The sequence below is a fragment of the Variovorax ureilyticus genome (assembly GCF_037889935.1).
Classification (GTDB): domain Bacteria; phylum Pseudomonadota; class Gammaproteobacteria; order Burkholderiales; family Burkholderiaceae_C; genus Variovorax; species Variovorax ureilyticus.
The window spans coordinates 54467-76735 of sequence record NZ_JBBKZU010000022.1; the positions used below are offsets into that span (position 1 = coordinate 54467).

Sequence of the window (22269 nt, forward strand, 5' to 3'; positions counted from 1 at the left end):
GCCCCTCAGTGACAGGACGTGGCGGAAGCAGAAGCGCTTACCACCGGAATGCCGATCGTGGGCGCGCGCGACACGGGGCTGGCGAGAGCATTCGCGACGAGTTGCTGGAACACGTCCCAGTCGTGCATGCCCGAGACGGTCGTCACGTAGGCGCCATCGCGCAGGAAGAGAAGGGTCGGCCAGCGCTGTGAACCGAAGCGGAGCGCGACAGCTTCCTCGAGATCACGCGGCACGACCCCGATCGCGAAGCGACCCGGAAAGCTGCGCTGCAGCTCGGGCAGCACGGCCGCCACGTCCTGACCTTCCGGGAAGCGCACGGCGTCGCCGGCAAACAGCACCACCCGGTCGCCACCTTCGGCCGCCCAGGTGTCGATGGTGCTGCCGTCGAGCCAAGTGGCGCCGAAGCTGTCGACCAGCCGCGAGATGAGCGCGGAGGCCTCGGTCGCGGGTCTGGGCGGTTGCACGGGCAGGCTCACGATCGCTTCGCTGCCGGAGTGTTCGGTGTTCATGGGGGGCCTGCAGGGGGTGCTTGGGTCAGGGAAGACATTGCGCGCCGGTGAGCGCGAGCAGTTGCGCCTTGCCGATGCGGGACGGCAGCTCGAACGCGGCTTCGGTCTCGGTGGACCGCCCCGCGGCGGCTGCCTCGAGCAGGTCGAGCGTGGCGTCGATCTCGGCGGCACGCGGTGCGTCGAGGCGATCCTGTGCGGAATCGATGAAGACCAGCAGCCAGTCATCGACCGCCACCTCGCCGACCAGTGCCGTTCGCACGCGCCGCTGCTCGCCGCGGCCGGCGCACAGCGCATGACCGGGTTCGATCCGGAGGACTCGCATGGGAATGCCGATGCACATCGCGGGCACCTCAGTGGTCTTCGAGCTGCGGCATGAAGCGCTCGTCGCCGAGCCGGCAGGCGAGCGTTTCCGATGGTCGCTCACCCTCGTAGCGGCCCAGGTCGAGCTGGCGGAAGGTGACGGCATCCGCGCCGCTGAGCGGTTGGCGCCGGAAGCGCGGCCTGGCGCCCCAGCGGCGCAGCGCATCGACGCCAAGCGCCAGCGCGTCCTCCATCGCCTGCTTGACGGACGGGCGCAGGCTGCCGCCGTAGTCCTCCAGTTCCTCTGGCTGGCAGCCGATCAGCAGCAGCTCTTCGGGATAGCGCTGTGTCAGTTGCGCCAGCAGCAGCACTTCCTGGAAGCCCGTCTGGTGCAGGCTCATCTTCTTGGCGCCCATGAAACGGGGCACGTCGTCGTTCTCGACCAGTTTCAGTGTCCCCGGCGCCAGGCTGTAGTCGATCGCATCGAAGATCAGGAGCCGCCGGGCCTGCTGCACATGCTGGATCAGGTACAGGCCCTGCGTGCCGCCGTCGATCAGGCTGACGTGGGGCGCGAACTCGTAGCGTTGCTGCAGCGCCTCGACGCATCGCACGCCGAAGCCCTCGTCGGCCCACAGCACGTTGCCGATGCCGAGGACGCACACGCTGTCGTCGGGAAGGTGCGACATGCCGTCAGTCCTTGAACGTCCGGTGGCCCGAGATCATGGTGCTGACCACGCTGGAGCGGCCCATGATGTCTTCGCGGATCGCCGCGTACACATGGATGATCACGAAACTGACCAGGCCCCACATGCCCAGGTGATGCCAGGTGTGGACGTCCTGCGATTGCCCGAAGAGCGGAATGACCCAGCCGAACAGGCGATCCTGCCAGGAGCCCGCCTGCGCGCCTTCCGCATACAGCGCGAAGCCGGTGATGATCATGAAGAGGGACAGCAGGAAGAAGCAGAAGAACATCGCGAAGCGCGCCAGCGGGTTGTGGCCCACGTAGCGGCCCGGTCGCTCGCTTGCGAAGCCGTACCACTTCACCATGCCCCAGAGTTCGCGCCAGTACGCACGCTGGAAGATCGGCACCCAGAACAGCTCGCGGGCATGGTGGTTGCCGACCAGCGCCCAATAGAGGCGGCCGAGCAGTCCGACGGCCAGAAGGTAGCCGGCCGAGAAGTGCGCGAAGCGGATGTAGCCCATCAGGAAATTGGCGCTGGCTTCGCCCGGCTGGGTCGGCAGCGGCGAGCCGATGAAATAGCCGGTGACGGCCAGCACGAGGATGGCGGCGGCATTGACCCAGTGCCAGATGCGCACCGGGGCTTCGAACACGTAGACCGACTTGATCGACTGGGCGCTCGACATGACGGCCGCGTCGGCGGCCGCATCGGCGTCGAGGCGTTGGGGCAGGGCGGTGGACATGGTCTGGCCTTTCGGAGGGTTGTGGTCGCGACTCAGAGCCGCCCGGCCAGCATGAGCACGCCGCCCGACGCCATCAGCGCGGCGGCAGCGCGCCAGACCCAGCCCGGCAGACGATGCAAGGCCCTGCCCGCGGCCAGTCCGATGCCATGCAGCAATGCCGACGTGGCAAGGAAGCCGGCGGCATAGGCCCCGAAGGAATGGCCCGCCGCGAGTTCGCTCCCGTGGGCATGGCCGTGCAGCAGCGCGGCAAGGGCCACCATCGTCAGGCCGATTGCGGAGGGGATGCGGCGCGCGCCCAGCATCAGCGCGGCCAGGAGCAGCACGCTTGCGGCAACGCCGGCCTCGACCATCGGCAGCTCCCATCCCGCCAAGGCCAGCGTGGCGCCGACAAGCAGCGACGCCATGAAAACGACCGGTCCGAGATGGCGACGGCCCTCGGGCAGCGCGGCGGTCGACCAGAGGCCGACTGCGACCATCGCGAGCAGGTGGTCCATCCCCATGAAGGGGTGGGCCAAGCCTGCGGCCAGCCCTTCCGTGCCATGGCCCGGGTGCGCTTGCGAGGCTGACGCCGCCGTGGCCAGCAGAACGGCAAGGGCGAAGGGGCGAATCAAGGTCTTGGTGAACATGATGTCTCCGAATGAAATGGGCGCAATGCATCGGTCCGTTCAGCGGACCTTGACCTGGGTGAGTTCGTGGCCGTCCGGGCTCATGACGTGCGTCGAGCAGGCCAGGCAGGGGTCGAATGAATGCAGCGTGCGCAGGATCTCGACCGGCTGCTCCGGGTTGACCATGGGCGTGTTCATCAGGCTGGCTTCGAAGGCGCCGATCTGCCCCTTGGTGTCGCGCGGGCTGCCGTTCCAGGTCGTGGGCACCACGCACTGGTAGTTCTCGATGCGTCCGTCCTTGATGCGGACCCAGTGGCCTAGTGCGCCGCGCGGTGCCGCCACGGTGCCCACGCCCTTGGCTTCCTTGGGCCAGCTGGCCGGGTCCCATTTCTCGACGTTGGCCGTGCTGCTGTCCCCTGCCTTGACGTTGGCCACGAGCGCCTGGAAATCATCGAGCATCATCTCGGCGCAGTACTGCGCCTCGAGGGCCCGCGCCAGGGTGCGGCCGATCGTCGTGGGCAGCAGCTGCTTGGCGGTGTACTGCGTCTCAGGCAGGCCGAGCGCCTTGGGGAAGCTCCGGTTGATGATCGTCGCCGACGACTCGACCTGCTCCTTCACGCGCTGGCAGTGCGGGTGGCCCTTGAGCGCGTGGGCATAGCCCAGGATGTAGCGCGAGAGCGGCCCCACCTCCATCGCATGGCCCCGCCAGCGCGGCGACTTGATCCATGAATACTTGGCGCTTTCATCCAGTTCCTGGATCGCGGTGCGCGTGCCCTTGGTCTTGGCGCCGAGCACGTAGTGGGGCTCGGTGACGCCATCCCAGGGATGCAAACCCTTGGTCTCGTCAGCGTACCGATACCAGCTGTGCGCCACGAATTCCTGCACCTGCTCGGGGTCGCGTGGATCCACCGGGTGAATGACGTCCCAGTTGCCGTCGAGGATCGCGCCGCCCGGCAGCTGCTGGGTGTTGCGGTCGCCCATGACCTTCTCGTAGGTGCCGTAGTCCATCACGTTGGTGGCGGAGAGGCCGCCTCCGTAGAGCCATCCGGCCTGCTTGTAGATGGTGCCGATGGCCAGCACGTCGGGAACATAGACGTTGTTGTTGAACTCGATCATTTCGCGGATGCGCGCTTCCACGAAGTTCAGCCGTTCCATGTTGACCGGCGCGCCGGCCGCACCATCCTTGTCGATGTTGATGGCGCAGGGGACGCCGCCCACCAGGTAGTTCGGATGCGGGTTCTTGCCACCGAAGATGGTGTGCACCTTGACCCATTCCTTCTGGAGGTCGAGCGCTTCGAGGTAGTGGGTCACGGCCATCAGGTTGGCTTCCGGCGGGAGCACGTAGGCCTTGCTGCCCCAGTAGCCGTTCATGAAGGGTCCGAGCTGCCCGCTTTCGACGAACTTCTTCAGTCGGTTCTGGATGTCGCGGAAATAGCCGGGCGAAGACAGCGGGTGCGAAGGCGAGACCGTCTGCTGGAGCTCCGAGGTCCGCTTCGGGTCGGCCTTGAGCGCCGAGACGATGTCCACCCAGTCGAGGGCGTGCAGGTGATAGAAGTGCACCGCGTGGTCGTGTTCCTGCAGCGTCTTGGCCATGATCTCGCGGATCAGGTAGGCGTTCTTCGGGATCGTGATGCCCAGTGCATCCTCCACGGCGCGCACCGATGTGAGCGCATGGCAGCCGGTGCACACGCCGCAGATGCGCTCGACGAAGGCCCAGGCGTCGCGCGGGTCGCGTCCCTTGAGGATGACCTCCAGGCCGCGCCACATGGTGCCGGTGGACACCGCGTTGCGGATGACGTTGTTGCTGTCGACATTGACCTCGCAACGCATGTGGCCCTCGATCCGCGTCACCGGGTCGACGACGATGCGCCGGCCCGAGTCGTCCATCCTGAAGCCTTGTGTCTCGTATGCACTCATTGATCTTCCTCGCTCAGCGATCGGTTTCGGCGGTGGCCTGGCGCTCGCCCTTCTTCTGGGCGGCGCGCTTGATGGCGGACGCGGCGGCATGGGCGACGGCGGCGGCGCCCACCACGCCCGAGGCAGTGGCCCCGATCCGGTCGGCGTTGGCTTCGATGCCGAACTGGTGGATGTCCGTCAGGCGGTTGTAGAACGAGCCCTTGTCCCAGAAACCGTCCTCCGAACAGCCGATGCAGCCGTGGCCGGCCTTGATCGGGAAGCTCGTGCCTTCATTCCACATCACGGTCGAGCACGCGTTGTAGGTGGTCGGCCCCTTGCACCCGACCTTGTAGAGACAGTAGCCCTTGCGCGCGGATTCATCGTCGAAGGCTTCGACGAACTGGCCGGCGTCGAAGTGCGGCCTGCGGTAGCACTTGTCGTGGATGCGCTGGCTGTAGAACATCTTGGGCCGACCCTGTCGATCAAGCTCGGGAATACGGTCGAAGGTCAGCATGTAGGTGATCACGCCCGTCATAACTTCGGCGATGGGCGGGCAGCCCGGCACCTTGATGATCGGCTTGTCGAAGATCACCTTGTGGACCGGCGTCGCCTGCGTCGGGTTCGGCTTGGCGGCCTGCACGCAGCCCCAGGAAGCACACGAGCCCCAGCTGATGATCGCCTTGGCATCCTTGGCCACGTGCTTGAGCTGATCGATGAAGGGCTTGCCGCCGATGATGCAGCTCATGCCGTCCTGGTTGAGCGGCGGATTGCCTTCCACCGCGAGGATGTAGTTGCCCTTGTACTTGGTCATGATCTCTTCGAGGATCGCCTCGGCCTGGTGTCCGGCGGCCGCCATCAGCGTGTCGTCATAGTCCAGCGAGATCATCGAAAGCACCACGTCTTTCGCAAGCGGATGCGCCGAGCGGATGAAGGACTCCGAGCAGCAGGTGCATTCCAGACCGTGCAGCCAGAGCACCGGCGTGCGCGGCTTGGTCTCCATGGCATGGGCGATCTGAGGCACGAATGCCGGCCCGAGGCCGAGCGACGTGGCAGTGAGCGAGCAGTACTTGAGCAGGCTGCGGCGCGAGATGCCCTGACGTCGCATGACGTCGTAGAACGTTTCCATCGTGTCTCCTTGCCTCGGTGGCGAATGTTTTGGTGATGCGGCAACTCCTCGTTTGCAACTCGCGGACCAGCTTCGCGCCGACGCGGGTAAACCCGGAATGTCAATGCCAAGTGCTTGATCCGATTGGAGAAAAAAGGCGATCACAGCGGACGGTGCGCCTCGGCACGCACCCGGGGTGATGTGTGCCTTTCAGTGCGCGTGCCGGAATGGAAGCACCGCTTCCACCAAGTGCGCGGCTCACAGGTTCCGTCGGAGCGTCAGGCGAAACTGTCGCGGCTCGCCGGTGCCGGGCAAGGCGGCAGATGCCGCATCGCTTGCTCGCGCTATCGGCCTCGTGCGTCGCGCTATCTGGTGCGCGACTTCCGCCCGGGCTGTTTCGAAGACGGGGGCGTTGACCGAAGCTGCGCAAGGATCAGCCTCTGGCCATGGGTGGTGAGGAAGTGCATGAACGCGGACGCGAGCTGCGGCAGCCGGCGCGTGGCCAGATGCATGGCGTACCAGTCGCGCTCGATCGGGTTGACGCTCATTGGCAGCAGCGCGAGCAAGCCGGCCTCGAGTTCGAGGCGGCATGTGTGCATCGAGAGAAAGGCCACGCCGAAGCCCGCCGCGCACATCTGCTTGATGGCCTCATTGCTCGAGAGTTCGGAGCCGACGCGAAGTGCCATCCCGGCTTCCTTGTAGAGGGTTTCGAGCGTGGTGCGCGTGCCTGACCCGCGCTCGCGCACCAGCAGCTTGGCCTCTGCGAGATCGGCAACGGTCAATCGGCGTCGCGTCATGAGCGGGTCCTTCGGGGAAGCCAGGAAGGCCATCGGATGCTTGGCGAAGGGGAGGGCGGTCGTCTTCAGCTCGGCAGGCGGTCGGCCCATGATCGCGATATCGATTTCCTGGCCAGCGAGCATGTGAACGATCTCGTTGCGGTTGCCGACCCGGAGCTTGATCTTGACCTCCGGGCGTCCATCGGCAAAGGCCACCAACAGCGGCGGCAGGAGGTATTCGGCCGTCGTCACCGCACCGACACGCAAGGTGCCCGAGAAGCCACCACTCCGGGCCGCCATCTCGTCGCCGGCCTCCCGCCACAGATCGAGAATCCGCGCGGCGTATTCGGCCATCAGCTCTCCAGCTCCGGTCAGCCGGATGCCCCGGCCTTCGCGTTCGAGCAGCGGCGTACCGGCGCTTTCCTCCAACAGCTTGATCTGGATGGAGATCGCGGGCTGGGTGAGGTGCAGCTCGTTCGCTGCGCGCGAGACGCTGCCGAGCCTTGCCACGGAATGGAAGGCCGCCAGCTGACGGAACGTTGCGTTCTTATTCATTAGTCATTGCAAATGAGTTCAAGAAAATTATTAACTATTGCAAATGCAATCGCGTTCGTACATTGGACTCCTCACACCACCAGCGATCAACCGGAGACGGAGAACCCCATGGGACAGATGAACGAACCGAAGCAGATCACCGACAGCGCCAGGCGCTACGCCGCGGGCGTGTTGAAGTATGCGCAGATGGGTTATTGGGACGGCGACTACGAACCGAAGTCGACCGACGTGCTGGCGCTCTTTCGTATCACGCCGCAAGAGGGCGTCGACCCGATCGAGGCTGCCGCCGCCGTGGCCGGTGAATCCAGCACGGCCACCTGGACCGTCGTGTGGACCGATCGCCTCACGGCCTGCGACATGTACCGCGCCAAGGCCTATCGCATCGACCCGGTGCCGAACAACCCGGGCCAGTACTTCTGCTACGTGGCCTACGACCTCTCGCTCTTCGAGGAAGGCTCGATCGCCAACGTGACGGCATCGATCATCGGCAACGTCTTCAGCTTCAAGCCTCTGAAGGCGGCGCGACTGGAGGACATGAGGTTTCCGGTCGCGTACGTGAAGACCTTCGCCGGACCACCCACGGGCATCGTGGTGGAGCGCGAGCGTCTCGACAAGTTCGGAAGGCCGCTGCTCGGCGCGACTACCAAGCCCAAGCTCGGCCTGTCGGGTCGCAACTACGGCCGTGTGGTCTACGAGGGCCTGAAGGGCGGGCTCGACTTCATGAAGGACGACGAGAACATCAATTCGCAGCCTTTCATGCATTGGCGCGATCGCTTCCTGTGCGTAATGGACGCCGTCAACAAGGCGAGCGCGGCCACCGGAGAAGTCAAGGGCAGCTATCTCAATGTCACTGCCGGGACGATGGAGGAGATGTATCGGCGCGCCGAGTTTGCGAAATCGCTCGGTTCGGTGATCGTGATGGTTGATCTCGTGGTCGGCTGGACTGCGATCCAGTCGATGAGCCAATGGTGCCGGCAGAACGACATGGTGTTGCACATGCATCGCGCCGGCCACGGGACCTACACGCGGCAGAAGAACCACGGCGTGAGTTTCCGGGTGATCGCCAAGTGGCTTCGTCTGGCTGGCGTCGACCACCTGCACACCGGCACTGCCGTGGGCAAGCTCGAAGGCGATCCGATGACGGTGCAGGGCTACTACAACATCTGCCGCGACACGCACACGCAGGTCGACCTCGCGCGCGGCATCTTCTTCGATCAGGACTGGGGTGCGCTCAAGAAGGTAATGCCGGTTGCTTCCGGGGGCATTCACGCGGGGCAGATGCACCAACTGCTGCATCTCTTCGGCGACGACGTCGTGCTGCAATTTGGCGGCGGCACGATCGGCCACCCGCAGGGCATCCAGGCCGGGGCGACTGCCAACCGTGTGGCGCTGGAGGCGATGGTGCTGGCACGCAACGAGGGGCGGGACATCCAGAACGAAGGACCGCAGATCCTGCGCGAGGCCGCGCGCTGGTGCACGCCGCTCAAGGCGGCGCTCGATACCTGGGGCGACATCACCTTCAACTACGCCTCGACCGACACCTCGGACTACGTCGCAACGGCATCGGTCGCCTGATCGGCCCGGTCCGCCACCCACCCTCTTTTCACGCTGGAGCAACACATGCGAATCACGCAAGGCGCCTTTTCGTTTCTCCCCGATCTCGGTAACGACCAGATCGCCCGCCAACTCGAGTACTGCCTAGCAAAGGGCTGGGCCGTCGGGCTCGAATACACCGACGACCCGCATCCGCGCAACACCTACTGGGAGATGTACGGCAACCCGATGTTCGATCTGCGCGATGCCGCGGGGATCATGGCGGAGCTGGCCGACTGCCGGAAGGCCTTCCCGCAGCACTACATCCGCCTCACCGCATTCGATTCGACGCACGGCACCGAATCTGTGGTGCTGTCGTTCATCGTCAACCGTCCGGACGACGAACCGGGCTTCCGCCTGATCCGGACCGAAGAGCCCGGCCGCACGCTGCGCTACAGCATCGAGAGCTACGCGGTCCAGGCGCACCCCGAAAGCATGCGCTACTGAACCGCAGGATCCGGCCGCCATCATGGACACCTCCTGCGACCGCACCCCAGGCACGCTGCTGGAAGCCTCCGGCGCACGCGCCGTGCTCGACCGGCTCGATGCCGAGCTGGTCGGCCTGGCCCCCGTTAAATCGCGTATCCACGACATTGCGGCGCTGCTGCTGATCGATCGGCTCCGTGCCGATGTCGGCCTGCAGTCCACGCCGCCGTCGCTGCATATGTGCTTCACGGGGAATCCCGGCACCGGCAAGACGACAGTGGCATTGCGCATGGCCGAGGTGCTCAGGCAACTGGGCTACGTGCGCAAGGGCCACCTGGTGGCCGTGACGCGGGACGACCTGGTGGGGCAATTCATCGGCCACACAGCGCCCAAGACCAAGGAGATCGTGAAGAAGGCGATGGGCGGCGTGCTGTTCATCGACGAGGCCTACTACCTGTACAAGCCGGAAAACGAACGCGACTATGGTCAGGAGTCGATCGAGATCCTGTTGCAGGCCATGGAGAACCACCGCGACGACCTCGTGGTGATCCTGGCCGGCTACCGCGACCGCATGGATACTTTCTTCGGCAGCAACCCGGGCATGGCGTCGCGCATCGCCCACCACATCGATTTCCCCGACTACAGCGAAGACGAGTTGATGCAGATTGCCCAGCTGATGCTGGCGCAGTTGAACTACCGCTTCGACGAACCGGCGGTTCCTGCCTTCAACCGCTATGTCAGCCTGCGCCGGCGGCAGGCGCACTTTGCCAATGCGCGATCCATCCGCAATGCGCTCGACCGCATCCGGCTGCGCCATGCGACTCGCCTGTTCGGCCTAAATGCCGCACTCACACCCGACCAACTGCGCACGCTCGCGGCGGAGGACATCCTGGCCAGCCGTGTGTTCGGAGATGGCCTGCGTGAAGGAGAAAAAGATGGGCATTGATGCCTTGCTGTTCGATGTCGACGGCACCCTGGCCGACACCGAGGAAGCGCACCGCCACGCGTTCAACGTGGCGTTCGAACGGCACGGCCTCGACTGGCGCTGGCAGCCGGAGGACTATCGGCGGCTCCTCGAAGTCACCGGCGGCAAGGAACGCATCCGCAGCTACATCGATGCGCTGCCTCTTTCAGGCGCAGAGCGCCGCCGCCTGCTGGAACGGGTGCCTGCGCTGCACGAGGACAAGACGCGCATCTACACCGGCATCGTCCGCGACAGCGGCATCCACCTGCGCCCCGGTGTCGAGCGGCTCATTCATGAAGCGCTGGACGCGGGCTGTCGCCTCGCAATCGCGAGCACGACCAGCGCGGCCAACATCGACGCACTGCTGCAGGCGACGCTCGGACCACGCGGCCTCGATCTCTTCAGCGTGATCGCCTGCGGCGACCAGGTGCGTCGCAAGAAGCCCGCACCCGACATTTACCGGCTGGCGCTGACCACGCTGGGCCTCGGTCCCGAATCCGCGGTAGCCATCGAGGACTCCGCAAACGGCTTGCGTTCGGCCCAGGCGGCGGGACTCTGGACGCTCGTGACGCCGACCTTCTGGACCGAGGGTTCCGACTTCGACGGCGCCGAACTCGTACTGCCGGGCTTGGGTGACCCCGCGTCGCCACTTGAAGGCGAACCCGGCGCGCGATTGCGCATTGCGGCGTGGCTGAGCTTCGCCGAGTTGGCCGCGCAGGTGACACCCCGACCCAAGTCGCGACTGGCGGCACTCTACGAAGGGAGCGCGCCATGAACGGCCAAATCCGGATTGCGCCCAGCCTGCTCGCCGCGGACTTCTCGCGTCTGGGCGACGAGGTGGGGGCTGTCGTCGAGGCCGGCGCCGACCTCATCCACTTCGACGTGATGGACAACCATTACGTGCCGAACCTGAGCATGGGCCCGATGGTGTGCCAGGCGATTGGGCCGTATTGCCGGCGCGCAGACATTCCGGTGCCGATTGACGTCCACCTGATGGTCCGTCCGGTCGACGCGCTGGTGCCTTTGTTCGCCGAAGCGGGTGCGTCGATCATTTCCTTTCATCCCGAAGCCACCGAACACGTCGATCGGACGATTCGTTTGATCCGGTCGTTCGGCATCAAGGCCGGTCTGGTGCTCAATCCGGCCTCGCCACTGCACTGGCTCGACCATGTGCTGGACGAGCTGGACCTGGTGCTGCTGATGTCGGTCAATCCCGGCTTCGGCGGGCAGCGCTTCATCGAGGCGGTCCTGCCGAAAGTCGCGGCCGTGCGAAAGCGCATCGACGCCAGCGGGCGGGATGTCTGGCTGGAGGTCGACGGCGGCATCAATGCTTCGAATGCCCGGCGTGTCGCGGATGCCGGCGCCGACACGCTGGTGGCCGGATCGGCCGTCTTTGGCGGCGCGGACTACCGCGAGGCAATCGATGCGATCCGCGCCGAGGCGGCGCTGGGGAGAGAAGCATGAAGGCCATCCGCGCCATCGCCTTCGACCTCGACGGCACCCTGGTCGACAGTGCAGGGGGCGTTGCGAACGCGTTGAATGCCGCGCTCGCCGATGCCACGCTGGCGCCTTTCGACGTGGCCACGGTTCGCGGTTGGATCGGCGATGGACCGGACGCGCTCATCGCACGCGCACTGCGAGCGAGCGACCTGCCGGAACTGCGTGTAGCGGGACTGATGGGCCGTGTCCGGCGCGGCTTCGACGCCGCCACGTTGGAAGCGCCTTTCGCCCACTGTTCGATCTTCGAGGGCATCGAGGCGCTGCTCGAGGACCTTGCACCGAGCCTGCCTCTGGCGGTGGTCACGAACAAGCCGACCGTGCTGGCACGCGCCGTGCTGGAGGGAGCCGGGCTGCTTCATCGTTTCAGCAGTGTGCACGGGGCTGACATGGCCACGCAGCGCAAGCCATCGCCCTGGCTGATCGAGCAGGCGGCGCGGGCGCTCGCTGCGAAGCCGGCCGACATGCTGATGGTGGGTGATGCGAGCACCGACATGCAAGCCGCGCTCGCGGCCGGCTGCAAGGGCGCGTGGGCTGCGTGGGGCTACGGCCAGCCGGCCTCGGGCCCTGCCGCGGTCTGCTGGCACCTGGACACGCCTGCCGACTTGATCGCTCTGCTGACATCGGCTCGAGCTCAGTGCCATTGAATTCACAAAACAGGAGACGAGCACCATGCCAACTGGAGGAAAGTCCACTCTTACCCAGTTCCTGATCGAGGAACGACGGCGTTTTCCGGACGCGACCGGGGATCTGAACGCGATCGTCACGGACGTGTCACTGGCCTGCAAGGCCATCGCACGCAAGGTTGCATACGGCGCGTTGGGCGGCGTACTCGGCAGCGCCGGCACGGGCAACGTGCAAGGCGAGGAGCAGAAGACCCTCGACCTGCTCAGCAACACCATGTTCCTGCGGGCGAATGAGTGGGGTGGTCACCTGGCTGGCATGGTGTCGGAGGAACTGGAAGCGCCGTATGCACTGGCGCCAGAACATCCGCGCGGCAAATACCTGCTCCTTTTCGATCCGCTGGACGGTTCTTCGAACATCGACGTCAACGTCTCTGTCGGCAGCATCTTCTCGGTACTGCGGGCGGTGTCGCCGGGGAAGGACCCGGCGCCGGGCGACTTCCTGCAGCCCGGCGCCTGCCAGGTCTGTGCGGGCTACGCGATCTACGGCCCCTCGACCATGCTGGTGCTGACCATGGGCCGGGGCACTCATGCGTTCACGCTGGACCCATGGCTGGGCGAATGGGTCCTGAGCCATCCGGATCTGAAGATCCCGGAGCGCACGCAGGAATTCGCGATCAATGCGTCCAACAGCCGCTTCTGGGAGCCGGCGGTCAGGCGCTACGTCGATGAATGCCTGGCGGGCGTGGCCGGCCCACGCGGCGCGGATTTCAACATGCGCTGGATCGCCTCGCTGGTCGCCGAAGCACACCGCATCCTGATGCGCGGCGGGGTGTTCCTCTATCCGCGGGACACCAAGGAGCCCGGGCGCGAAGGGCGGCTGCGCCTGCTCTATGAAGCCAACCCGATCTCGTTCCTGGTGGAGCAGGCGGGAGGCGGAGCGAGTACCGGGCGCTCGCGCCTGCTGGACGTGCAGCCCAAGGCGTTGCACCAGCGCATCGGCTTCGTCTTCGGGTCTGCGCAGGAGGTTGCCCGCATCGAGAGCTACCACCGCGAAGACGCGCCGCAACGATTCGATTCACCGCTGTTCGGCCACCGCGGCCTGTTCGCGACGACCTGACCCGCCCACCCACTCACCCGAATCCAGCATGTCAGCCAAGCATCCCATCATCGCCATCACCGGATCATCCGGTGCGGGAACCACGTCGGTGACCCGAACCTTCGAGAACATTTTTCGCCGCGAGGGCGTCCAGGCCGCAATCGTCGAGGGCGACAGCTTCCATCGTTACGACCGCCAAGCCATGAAGCAGGCCATGGAGAGGGCCGGAGCCGAAGGCAAGCCGCACTTCAGTCATTTCGGCGAAGACGCCAATCTCTTTGACGAGTTGCAGCAACTGTTTGCCAGCTACGGCGAAAGCGGCAGCGGCAAGAGCCGAAAGTACCTTCACAACGAAGAAGAGGCGCGGCCCTTTGCCCAGCCACCGGGCACCTTCACGCCCTGGGAGCCGCTGCCGGCCAGCGATCTCTTGTTCTACGAAGGGCTGCACGGCGGCGTGACCACCTCGAGCGTGGATGTTGCCCGCTTCGCCGATCTCCTGATCGGTGTGGTGCCGGTCATCAACCTCGAGTGGATCCAGAAAATCGAACGCGATCGCAGCACCCGCGGCTACAGCACCGAAGCGGTCACCGACGTGATCCTGCGCCGCATGCACGAGTACGTGCACTACATCTGTCCGCAGTTCACCCGCACCCACATCAACTTTCAGCGCGTTCCGGTGGTCGACACCTCGGATCCGTTCGTGGCGCGGACCATCCCTACCGCCGACGAGAGCTTGGTCGTGATCCGCTTCGCCAACCCTCGCGGCTTCGATTTCCCGTACCTGCTGTCGATGCTGCACGACTCGTTCATGTCGCGGGCCAACACCCTCGTCGTTCCCGGCGGAAAGATGGAGCTCGCGATGCAGCTGATCTTCACACCCATGGTGATGCGCCTTGTCGAGCGCCGCAAGAACCTGCTCGGCAGCTGAATCCACGCTCCGGAAAAAATCATGATCGAAGCCAATACGACGAGCCCCGACCGCACCACCTGCGCCAACGCCCTGCGGGTGCTGGCGATGGATGCGGTGCAAGCGGCCAACTCGGGCCATCCCGGCATGCCGATGGGCATGGCCGACATCGCCGAAGCGCTGTGGCGTCATCACCTGCGCCACGACCCTGCCGACCCCGGCTGGATCGACCGCGACCGCTTCGTGCTGTCCAACGGCCACGGGTCGATGCTGCTCTACGCGCTGCTGCACCTGAGCGGCTACGACCTGCCCATGGAGGAGCTCAAGCGCTTCCGGCAACTGCATTCCCGCACGCCCGGGCATCCGGAGCTCGGCCTGACCCCGGGCGTCGAGACCACCACCGGGCCGCTCGGGCAGGGCTTGGCCAATGCGGTCGGCATGGCGCTGGCCGAGAAGCTGCTGGCGGCGGAGTTCAACCGGCCTGGGCATTGCATCATCGACCACCGCACCTACGTGTTCCTGGGCGACGGCTGCCTCATGGAAGGCATCAGCCACGAAGCTTGCTCCCTGGCGGGCACCTGGGGTCTGAACAAGCTGGTCGCCTTCTACGACGACAACGGTATTTCGATCGACGGCGACGTGAGCGGCTGGTTTGGCGACGACACGCCGGCGCGTTTCGAGGCCTATGGCTGGACCGTCGTGCGGCAGGTCGATGGCCATGAGAGCGCGGCGCTGGATCGCGCGATCGGCATCGCCCATGCCGCGGACAAGCCGGTGCTGATCTGCTGCCGAACGACGATCGGGCGTGGCTCGCCCAACCGCGCCGGGAGCGCCGAGGTCCACGGCTCCCCGCTGGGCGACGAGGAGATCGCGAAGACCCGGGCCGCCCTCGGCTGGAGCGAGAAAGCCTTCGTGATGCCGGAGCCGATCCGGCGCGCCTGGTCCGCGGTCGAATGCGGGGCGGTTGTCCACGGCGCATGGCGGGAGCGGCTGGACGACTATGCCCGCGCCCATCCCGCGCTCGCGGCGGAATTGCTGCGACGCTGCAGCAAGTCCCCGCAACTGGGTCGCGCCACGGAGACTGCCTTGGCCGCCGCGTGCGAAGCGGCCGAATCGGCACGCGCCACCGTGGCCACGCGCAAGGCCTCGCAGGACGTGCTTCAACGCCTGGGACCGGGGACGCCGGAACTGCTTGGCGGCTCGGCCGACCTGACGGGTTCAAACCTCACCGACTGGGCAGGTCACCGGCCGCTGCTGGCCAAGGGGACGGGAAACCACATTCATTACGGTGTTCGTGAATTCGGCATGGCCGCCGTCATGAACGGCATCGCGCTGCACGGTGGCTTCCGGCCGTTCGGTGGGACCTTCCTCGCGTTTTCGGACTATGCCCGCAACGGCGTGCGCATGTCCGCCCTCATGAAGCTGCCCGTCGTCTATGTGTTCACGCACGACTCGATCGGGTTGGGCGAGGATGGGCCGACGCACCAGCCGGTGGAGCACGCGTCGAGCCTGCGGCTGATTCCCGGTGTCGATGTGTGGCGGCCCGCCGATGCAACCGAAACAGCCGTTTCCTGGCGCGAAGCGATGCGCCGAACCGATGGACCGAGCTGTCTGCTTCTCTCGCGTCAGGCTCTGCCGCACGCCGGCGATGCCACGCCACGCCTGGAGGCCATCGCCAGAGGGGCGTACGTGTTGCGGCGGTCGCACGATGAAAGAGTGGTGCTCCTGGCCAGCGGCTCCGAGCTCGCTGTAGCCGTCGCCGCCGCCCGGCTGCTGGCGGAGCAGGGCGTCGAGGCGCGCATCGTCTCGGTTCCCTGCCTGGACGTGTTCGAGCGCCAGGATGCCGCCTATCGGTGCGAGACCATCCCGCGCCATCTGCCGCGCATCGCGGTCGAGGCGGGCAGTACCGGCTTGTGGTGGAAATTCGTCGGGGAGGACGGTGACGTGGTCGGCATCGATCGCTTCGGCGACTCAGCGCCTGCCACGGCGCTCTTCAAACTTTTTGGCATTGGCGCCGACATGGTCGCGGCGCGCGCCATGGCACTGGTCCAGCGGTCCGACCGCACCCTTTGCAACGTGGAGAGAATGAATTGACTACGAGAATCGCCATCAACGGCTACGGCCGCATCGGACGCAACACGCTTCGCGCCCTGTTCGAATCGGGTCGGTCCACCTCGTCCGATACGCTTGAGATCGTGGCCATCAATGACCTGGGCGATGCGCGCACCAATGCGTACCTGACGCGCTACGACACGACCCATGGACGTCTCGACCTGCGGGTCTCGCATGAAGGCAATGACCTCGTGGTGGACGGGCGGAGAATCAAGGTGTTCTCGATGCGCAACCCTGCCGAGCTTCCGTGGGAAGCGCTCGGCATCGACATCGTGATGGAGTGCACCGGCCTGTTCACGAGCAAGGCCAAGGCGAAGGCCCACCTCGAAGCTGGCGCAAGAAAGGTGCTCATCAGTGCGCCGGGCGGCACCGATGTCGATGCCACCATCGTCTATGGCGTCAATCATCAGATCCTGCGCGCGTCGCACACCGTGGTGTCGAACGCTTCATGCACAACGAACTGCCTGGCGCCCTTGGCGAAGGTCATGAACGATGGCGTCGGCATCGTGTCGGGCCTGATGACCACGGTCCACAGCTACACCAACGACCAGGTGCTCGCCGACATGTACCACCCGGATCCGCGCCGAGGCAGATCAGCGACGCAGTCGATGATCCCGACGCGAACGGGCGCGGCTGCCGCGGTCGGCCTCGTGCTGCCCGAGTTGGCCGGCCGGCTGGACGGTTTCTCGGTGCGGGTGCCGACGCTGAATGTCTCCCTGGTGGACCTGGTGTTCATCGCAGAGCGGGACACCTCCGTCGACGAGGTGAATCGACTGGTGGCCGAAGCGGCCGCATCCGGGCCGCTGCACGGCTTGCTCGGCTACACGGACGAGCCGCTGGTGTCGGTTGACTTCAACCACGACGCGCGTTCGAGCATTTTCGACGCCACCTGCACCAAGGTATCCGGGCGCCTCGTGAAGGTCTGTGCATGGTACGACAATGAGTGGGGCTTCTCCAATCGCATGATCGATACGGCGCTCGCCATGGCGCAGGCGTGAGTGCCGGCATGACGACTTTCAAGACGATGCAGCAGGTTGCGCTGCGCGACCGACGCGTCTTCATCCGTTGCGACCTGAACGTTCCGATGGACGCAGCCGGCCAGATCACTGACGACTCGCGTATCCGCGCCAGCCTCGGCGCCATCCGATATGCATTGCAACAAGGTGCCAGCGTGATGATCGCATCGCACCTCGGACGTCCGGTCGAAGGCTCGTTGACGCACAAAGACTCGCTGGCGCCGGTCGCGGCAAGGCTGGGCGAGCTGCTTGGCATGCACGTGCCCCTGGTCGTGGACTGGCTCCATGGCGGCTTCGACCAGCGACCGGGAGGCGTCGTCCTGTTGGAGAACTGCCGGGCACATGTGGGCGAGAAGGCCAACTCGCATGCGCTCGCGGCGCAGATGGCCAAGCACTTCGACGTCTACGTGAACGATGCGTTCGGCACGGCCCATCGCGCGGAGGCCACCACGGAAGCCCTGGCGCGGCTCGCCGGCGAGGCTTGCGCCGGGCCGCTCATGGCGGCCGAGATGGCGGCATTAGGTCGCGCGCTGGCGACACCGGAACGGCCGATGGCTGCCATCGTTGGGGGTGCCAAGGTGTCGACGAAGCTATCGGTGCTGAAAGCGCTGTCGTCCTGGGTCGAACTGCTTGTGGTCGGCGGTGGCATGGCCAACACCTTCCTGCTCGCGGCCGGCCACCCGGTTGGCCGCTCGCTGTGCGAACCGGGAATGGTCGAGCAGGCCCGCGAAGTGGTGATCGCGCTTCGCGCGCGAGGGGCGAGGCTCTTCATGCCCAGTGACGTGGTGACGGCCACCGAGTTGTCCGAGGATGCCGTGTCCTGCGTGCGGTCGATCGACAGGATTCAAGGGGACGACATGGTGCTGGACTTCGGTCCCGAGTCGATGCGGCAACTGATCCTCGAACTCGATCGGTGCAAGACCATCGTGTGGAACGGCCCGTTGGGCGTATTCGAAATGGCGCCGTTTGCCTCCGGGACGAGACGTCTGGCCGAGGCGGTCGCTCGATCGCGAGCTTTCACCATCGCCGGGGGCGGCGATACCGTGGCTGCCATCAACGCCTTCGGCGTTGCCAAGTGCATCGATTACGTATCCACCGCCGGCGGCGCGTTCCTCGAATTTCTCGAAGGCAAGACCTTGCCTGCAGTGCGCGCGCTCGAAGAGCGCGGACTGGTCAACTTTGACAACCTGGACCCGAACGGAGATTGAGATGGCCATGATTTCCCTGCGTCAACTTCTGGACCACGCCGCGGAGCACCGCTATGGCGTACCGGCTTTCAATATCAACAACCTGGAGCAGATCCAGGCCATCATGCAGGCGGCGCAGAAGACTTGCAGCCCCGTCATCCTCCAGGCGTCTGCCGGCGCGCGCAAGTATGCGGGCGAACCGTTTCTGCGCAAGATGGTCGAGGCGGCGGCCGAGATGTACCCGGACCTTCCGATCGTGATGCATCAGGACCACGGCGCGAGCCCCGCCGTGTGCCTCCAGTCCATCCGCTCCGGCTTCACCAGCGTGATGATGGACGGCTCACTGGAAGAGGACGCCAAGACGCCCGCCAGCTATGAGTACAACGTGGAGGTCACGCGGCGGGTCGTGGAAATGGCGCATTCGGTGGGCGTGTCGGTGGAGGGCGAACTGGGCTGCCTGGGTTCGCTCGAGTCGGGAGCGGCGGGGGAGGAAGACGGCGTCGGTGCCGCCGGAATACTCTCGCACGACCAGATGCTGACGGACCCGGGCCAGGCGGCCGACTTCGTCTCCCGGACCGGTGTCGATGCGCTTGCGATCGCCATCGGGACCTCGCATGGCGCCTACAAGTTCAGCCGTCAGCCGACGGGTGACATCCTCGCGATCGACCGGATCAAGGAAATCCATGCCCGCCTGCCGGACACCCATCTCGTGATGCATGGCTCTTCGTCCGTGCCTCAGGAGTGGCTGCAGATCATTCGGGATCACGGCGGCGAGATCAAGGAAACCTACGGCGTGCCGGTCGCTGAGATCCAGGAGGGAATCCGCAACGGGGTGCGCAAGATCAACATCGACACGGACATACGCCTGGCGATGACTGGAGCGATGCGCCGTGCCATGGCCAAGGATCCCGATGAATTCGATCCGCGAAGGTTCCTGAAGGATGCGACTGCGGCGGCGCGCGATCTATGCGTCGATCGTTTCGAGGCGTTCGGCTGCGCCGGAATGGCCTCGCGGATCAAGGTGGTGCCCCTGGAACGCTATGTCAAGTGTTGCCGCTAGTGCCTGCTCCGACTCCTTGCACGACTTGCAGTGCGTGATCGCGGAACAGACAGAGCTGGCAGAGCACCATCTCCGGTTTGGAACCTGCGTAGATCGACGGTCCCAACCGACTGACAGTCGCGGCGGCGGCCGAGCGGTGACCAGCGCTCCTTGTCAGCTCTGTGGCTCACTCCACGGGTAAACCCGAGATCGACCCTTAGGGCAACTGTATACGATGCTTGCATACCAGCTTGAGTATCAGACGGTGCTCGCGGCTGCCAACACGCCCAAGGAGACATCATGGACATCCGTAACCCGAGCCCCGGCCTCTACAACGAGGACCTGGCACCCGCGAAACAGCGCAATTGGGGCGCTTTCAGCATCTTCAATGTCTGGACCTCGGACGTGCACAGCCTGTGGGGCTACTACCTGGCGGCGAGCCTGTTCCTGCTGTGCGGCAGCTTTACCAACTTCATCGTCGCCATCGGCCTGAGTTCGCTGGTGATCTTCTTTCTGATGAACCTCATCGGCTATGCCGGCGAGAAGACCGGTGTGCCATACCCGGTGCTCGCCCGGGCCTCGTTCGGCATCTGGGGCGCCAACCTCGCTGCCATGGTGCGCGCGGTGGTGGCCTGCTTCTGGTACGGGGCCCAGACCGCAGCCGCTTCAGGGGCTGTCGTGGCATTGTTGGTGCGCCACGAGAGCATGCTGGAGTTTCACAAGACAGTGCACTTCCTCGGCCACTCCGGGCTGGAGGTGATCTGCTATGTGATCATCTGGGCTTTGCAGCTGCTGATCATCCAGAGGGGCATGGAGACCGTACGCAAGTTCCAGGATTGGGCGGGCCCTGCGGTGTGGGTGGCCATGCTGGCGCTGGCCATCGGCCTGTGCGTCAAGGCGGGCGGCTTCAGCTTCGACCACGGCATCCCCATGTCCGTGCTGCTCGACAAGACCAAGGACGCCGGCGTGAGTGGAGAGCCCGGCTCCTTCTGGGCCCTGATGGCGGTGGGCGCGACCTGGATCACCTACTTCGCGGCGCTGTACCTGAACTTCTGCGACTTCTCGCGCTACGCCAGGAACAAGGACGCGGTCAGGAAGGGCAACCTCTGGGGACTGCCCGTCAACCTGATCGCCTTTTCACTGGTGGCTGGCATCACGACCATCGCTGCCTACAAGGTGTACGGTGAGGTGCTCCTGCACCCCGAGCAGATCTCCGCGAAGTTCGACAGCTGGGTCCTGGCGTTGATCGCCGCGCTCACGTTCGCGGTGGCCACGCTGGGCATCAACGTGGTGGCGAACTTCGTTTCTGCAGCGTTCGATATCTCCAACGTCTTCCCGAAGACGATCGACTTCAAGAAGGGCGGGTACATCGCGGCTGCCATCGCACTGGTGCTCTATCCTTTTGCGCCCTGGGAAGGCAACGCCGCGCATTTCGTCAATGCCATCGGTGCCACGATGGGTCCTCTGCTGGGCATCATCCTGGTCGACTACTACCTCGTGGCGAAAGGCCGCATCAACGTCGCAGCACTGTACGACGAGCATGGCGAGTACCGCTACGAGGGTGGCTGGAATGTCAATGCCCTGGTGGCCGTGGGTGTCGGAAGCATGTTCTCCACTTTCCTGCCCAACTTCACCAGCCTGTTGCCGTCCTGGTGGAACACCTATGGCTGGTTCATCGGTGTGGGTGTCGGCGGCGCCATTTACCTGGCCATGGCGACCCTTCGTCCTCGTGCCGCGGCCCCGTCCAGCCGTGTCGTTGCCAACGGCTGAACAGCCAGCCTCAACAGTGTTCCAATATCCAAGATGACCATTGATCATTGGCCGCACGCTGCGACGGAGATCCGATGAGCGCCAAGGTCACCATCGCCGATCGCGTGATGCGCTCGATTCTCGCGCGCAAACTCCGGCCCGGCGAACGATTGGGCGAAAAGGAGCTGGCCGAGCTGTTCGGTGTCAGCCGCACGCTAGTGCGCGAGGCTCTGCTGCAACTGCAGGCACGCGGATTCGTCGAGGTGCGCTCGCGGCTCGGCTGGTACGTGGTGGAGCCTTCCTTCGAGGAGGCACGCGAGACTTACGCCGCGCGGCGCATCCTGGAGCCCGGCATGCTGCGCGATGCGGGCGCGCCACTGCAATCAGTCATCCGCGGACTGCGCCAGCATGTGGCGCAGGAACGTGCCGTCATCGCGAAGAACAGCAACGCCGGCGAGCGCAGCGTGCTCCTGGCCGAGTTCCACGTCTGCCTGGCCCAGGCGCTCGGCAACCGCTTCCTGACGCAGATGATGGAAGATCTCTCGGCCCGCACGACGCTGGTGTCAGCCCTGTACCAGTCCCAGAACGAGGCGCAGCATAGCAACGAGGACCACGCGGCCATCGTCGAGGCTCTGGCAGACGGTGACATGCACCGAGCAGAACACTTGATGCGCGCGCACATCGACACGTTGGCGAATCGGTTGGATGAAACCCTGGCCCATACAGGTCGATCGAGCGACCGCCTGAAGGCGGCACTGACACCACTGCGGATGCTGCGCGGCGGCAAAGGCTGAGGTCGCGAGGTTCCCGTGGGCGCAGCAAGTGCCCGCGCCGAAATGAGCCGAGGGACCACTGACTTGGGCGGCGTCTTCAACGGACAATGGACCGA

At 65.4% G+C, this 22269-nt stretch carries 22 protein-coding genes; 14 read left to right on the plus strand and 8 right to left on the minus strand.

Annotated elements, in window-relative coordinates; genetic code table 11:
* Positions 1–5: 5 nt before the first annotated feature.
* The 8 genes from WKW77_RS31595 to WKW77_RS31630 form a co-directional block, all read right to left on the minus strand.
* Entirely contained in the window at positions 6–509 is a 504-nt protein-coding gene (locus WKW77_RS31595; RefSeq protein ID WP_340360846.1) for a thioredoxin domain-containing protein, read from the minus strand.
* Positions 510–534: 25 nt separating this feature from the next.
* Positions 535–849, minus strand: a complete 315-nt coding sequence (locus tag WKW77_RS31600) for a HypC/HybG/HupF family hydrogenase formation chaperone (RefSeq protein WP_340360847.1) — start codon at positions 847–849, stop codon at positions 535–537.
* A gap of 10 nt (positions 850–859) precedes the next feature.
* Entirely contained in the window at positions 860–1495 is a 636-nt protein-coding gene (locus tag WKW77_RS31605; protein ID WP_340360848.1) for a HyaD/HybD family hydrogenase maturation endopeptidase, read from the minus strand.
* Positions 1496–1499: 4 nt separating this feature from the next.
* Complete coding sequence (gene cybH / locus WKW77_RS31610; RefSeq protein WP_340360894.1) at positions 1500–2174, minus strand: Ni/Fe-hydrogenase, b-type cytochrome subunit; 675 nt, start codon at positions 2172–2174, stop codon at positions 1500–1502.
* Positions 2175–2263: 89 nt separating this feature from the next.
* Positions 2264–2857: a HupE/UreJ family protein gene (locus WKW77_RS31615; RefSeq protein ID WP_340360849.1), complete on the minus strand. Its 594-nt coding sequence runs from the start codon at positions 2855–2857 to the stop codon at positions 2264–2266.
* 39 nt (positions 2858–2896) lie between these two features.
* Positions 2897–4753: a nickel-dependent hydrogenase large subunit gene (locus tag WKW77_RS31620; RefSeq protein WP_340360850.1), complete on the minus strand. Its 1857-nt coding sequence runs from the start codon at positions 4751–4753 to the stop codon at positions 2897–2899.
* Positions 4754–4766: 13 nt separating this feature from the next.
* A complete protein-coding gene (locus WKW77_RS31625) occupies positions 4767–5858 on the minus strand; it encodes a hydrogenase small subunit (protein ID WP_340360851.1) in 1092 nt (363 codons plus the stop codon).
* 344 nt (positions 5859–6202) lie between these two features.
* On the minus strand, positions 6203–7168 hold the full coding sequence (locus WKW77_RS31630; RefSeq protein WP_340360852.1) for a LysR family transcriptional regulator: 966 nt from the start codon (positions 7166–7168) through the stop codon (positions 6203–6205).
* Positions 7169–7276: 108 nt separating this feature from the next.
* Between WKW77_RS31630 and WKW77_RS31635 the strand changes: the two genes are divergently transcribed.
* From WKW77_RS31635 to WKW77_RS31700, 14 genes are all read left to right on the plus strand, one after another.
* A complete protein-coding gene (locus tag WKW77_RS31635) occupies positions 7277–8743 on the plus strand; it encodes a form I ribulose bisphosphate carboxylase large subunit (protein WP_422823304.1) in 1467 nt (488 codons plus the stop codon).
* 45 nt (positions 8744–8788) lie between these two features.
* Entirely contained in the window at positions 8789–9208 is a 420-nt protein-coding gene (locus tag WKW77_RS31640) for a ribulose bisphosphate carboxylase small subunit (protein ID WP_340360853.1), read from the plus strand.
* 22 nt (positions 9209–9230) lie between these two features.
* Positions 9231–10133 carry a CbbX protein gene (gene cbbX, locus WKW77_RS31645; RefSeq protein WP_340360854.1) on the plus strand — a complete coding sequence of 301 codons (903 nt, stop codon included), beginning with the start codon at positions 9231–9233 and terminating at the stop codon, positions 10131–10133.
* The gene (locus WKW77_RS31650; protein WP_340360855.1) at positions 10123–10926 is read left to right on the plus strand and encodes an HAD-IA family hydrolase; all 804 of its coding nucleotides are present in this window, start codon (positions 10123–10125) and stop codon (positions 10924–10926) included. Before cbbX ends, WKW77_RS31650 begins: the two co-directional genes overlap by 11 nt.
* A complete protein-coding gene (gene rpe / locus WKW77_RS31655) occupies positions 10923–11615 on the plus strand; it encodes a ribulose-phosphate 3-epimerase (protein ID WP_340360856.1) in 693 nt (230 codons plus the stop codon). Before WKW77_RS31650 ends, rpe begins: the two co-directional genes overlap by 4 nt.
* Complete coding sequence (locus WKW77_RS31660) at positions 11612–12295, plus strand: HAD family hydrolase (protein ID WP_340360857.1); 684 nt, start codon at positions 11612–11614, stop codon at positions 12293–12295. Before rpe ends, WKW77_RS31660 begins: the two co-directional genes overlap by 4 nt.
* 25 nt (positions 12296–12320) lie before the next feature.
* Entirely contained in the window at positions 12321–13391 is a 1071-nt protein-coding gene (locus WKW77_RS31665; RefSeq protein ID WP_340360858.1) for a class 1 fructose-bisphosphatase, read from the plus strand.
* Positions 13392–13419: 28 nt separating this feature from the next.
* On the plus strand, positions 13420–14298 hold the full coding sequence (locus WKW77_RS31670) for a phosphoribulokinase (protein ID WP_340360859.1): 879 nt from the start codon (positions 13420–13422) through the stop codon (positions 14296–14298).
* A gap of 21 nt (positions 14299–14319) precedes the next feature.
* A complete protein-coding gene (tkt, locus tag WKW77_RS31675) occupies positions 14320–16371 on the plus strand; it encodes a transketolase (protein ID WP_340360860.1) in 2052 nt (683 codons plus the stop codon).
* On the plus strand, positions 16368–17387 hold the full coding sequence (gap, locus tag WKW77_RS31680) for a type I glyceraldehyde-3-phosphate dehydrogenase (protein WP_340360861.1): 1020 nt from the start codon (positions 16368–16370) through the stop codon (positions 17385–17387). The genes tkt and gap overlap by 4 nt, the downstream gene beginning before the upstream one ends.
* 8 nt (positions 17388–17395) lie before the next feature.
* Complete coding sequence (locus WKW77_RS31685; protein ID WP_340360862.1) at positions 17396–18613, plus strand: phosphoglycerate kinase; 1218 nt, start codon at positions 17396–17398, stop codon at positions 18611–18613.
* 1 nt (position 18614) lies between these two features.
* Positions 18615–19652, plus strand: coding sequence for a class II fructose-bisphosphate aldolase (fba, locus tag WKW77_RS31690; protein ID WP_340360863.1), 1038 nt, complete (start codon positions 18615–18617; stop codon positions 19650–19652).
* A gap of 279 nt (positions 19653–19931) precedes the next feature.
* Positions 19932–21401, plus strand: coding sequence for an NCS1 family nucleobase:cation symporter-1 (locus tag WKW77_RS31695; RefSeq protein WP_340360864.1), 1470 nt, complete (start codon positions 19932–19934; stop codon positions 21399–21401).
* Between the two features lie 74 nt (positions 21402–21475).
* Positions 21476–22174 (plus strand): GntR family transcriptional regulator, encoded by a 699-nt coding sequence (locus tag WKW77_RS31700; RefSeq protein ID WP_340360865.1) that lies wholly within the window; start codon positions 21476–21478, stop codon positions 22172–22174.
* Positions 22175–22269: the final 95 nt, after the last annotated feature.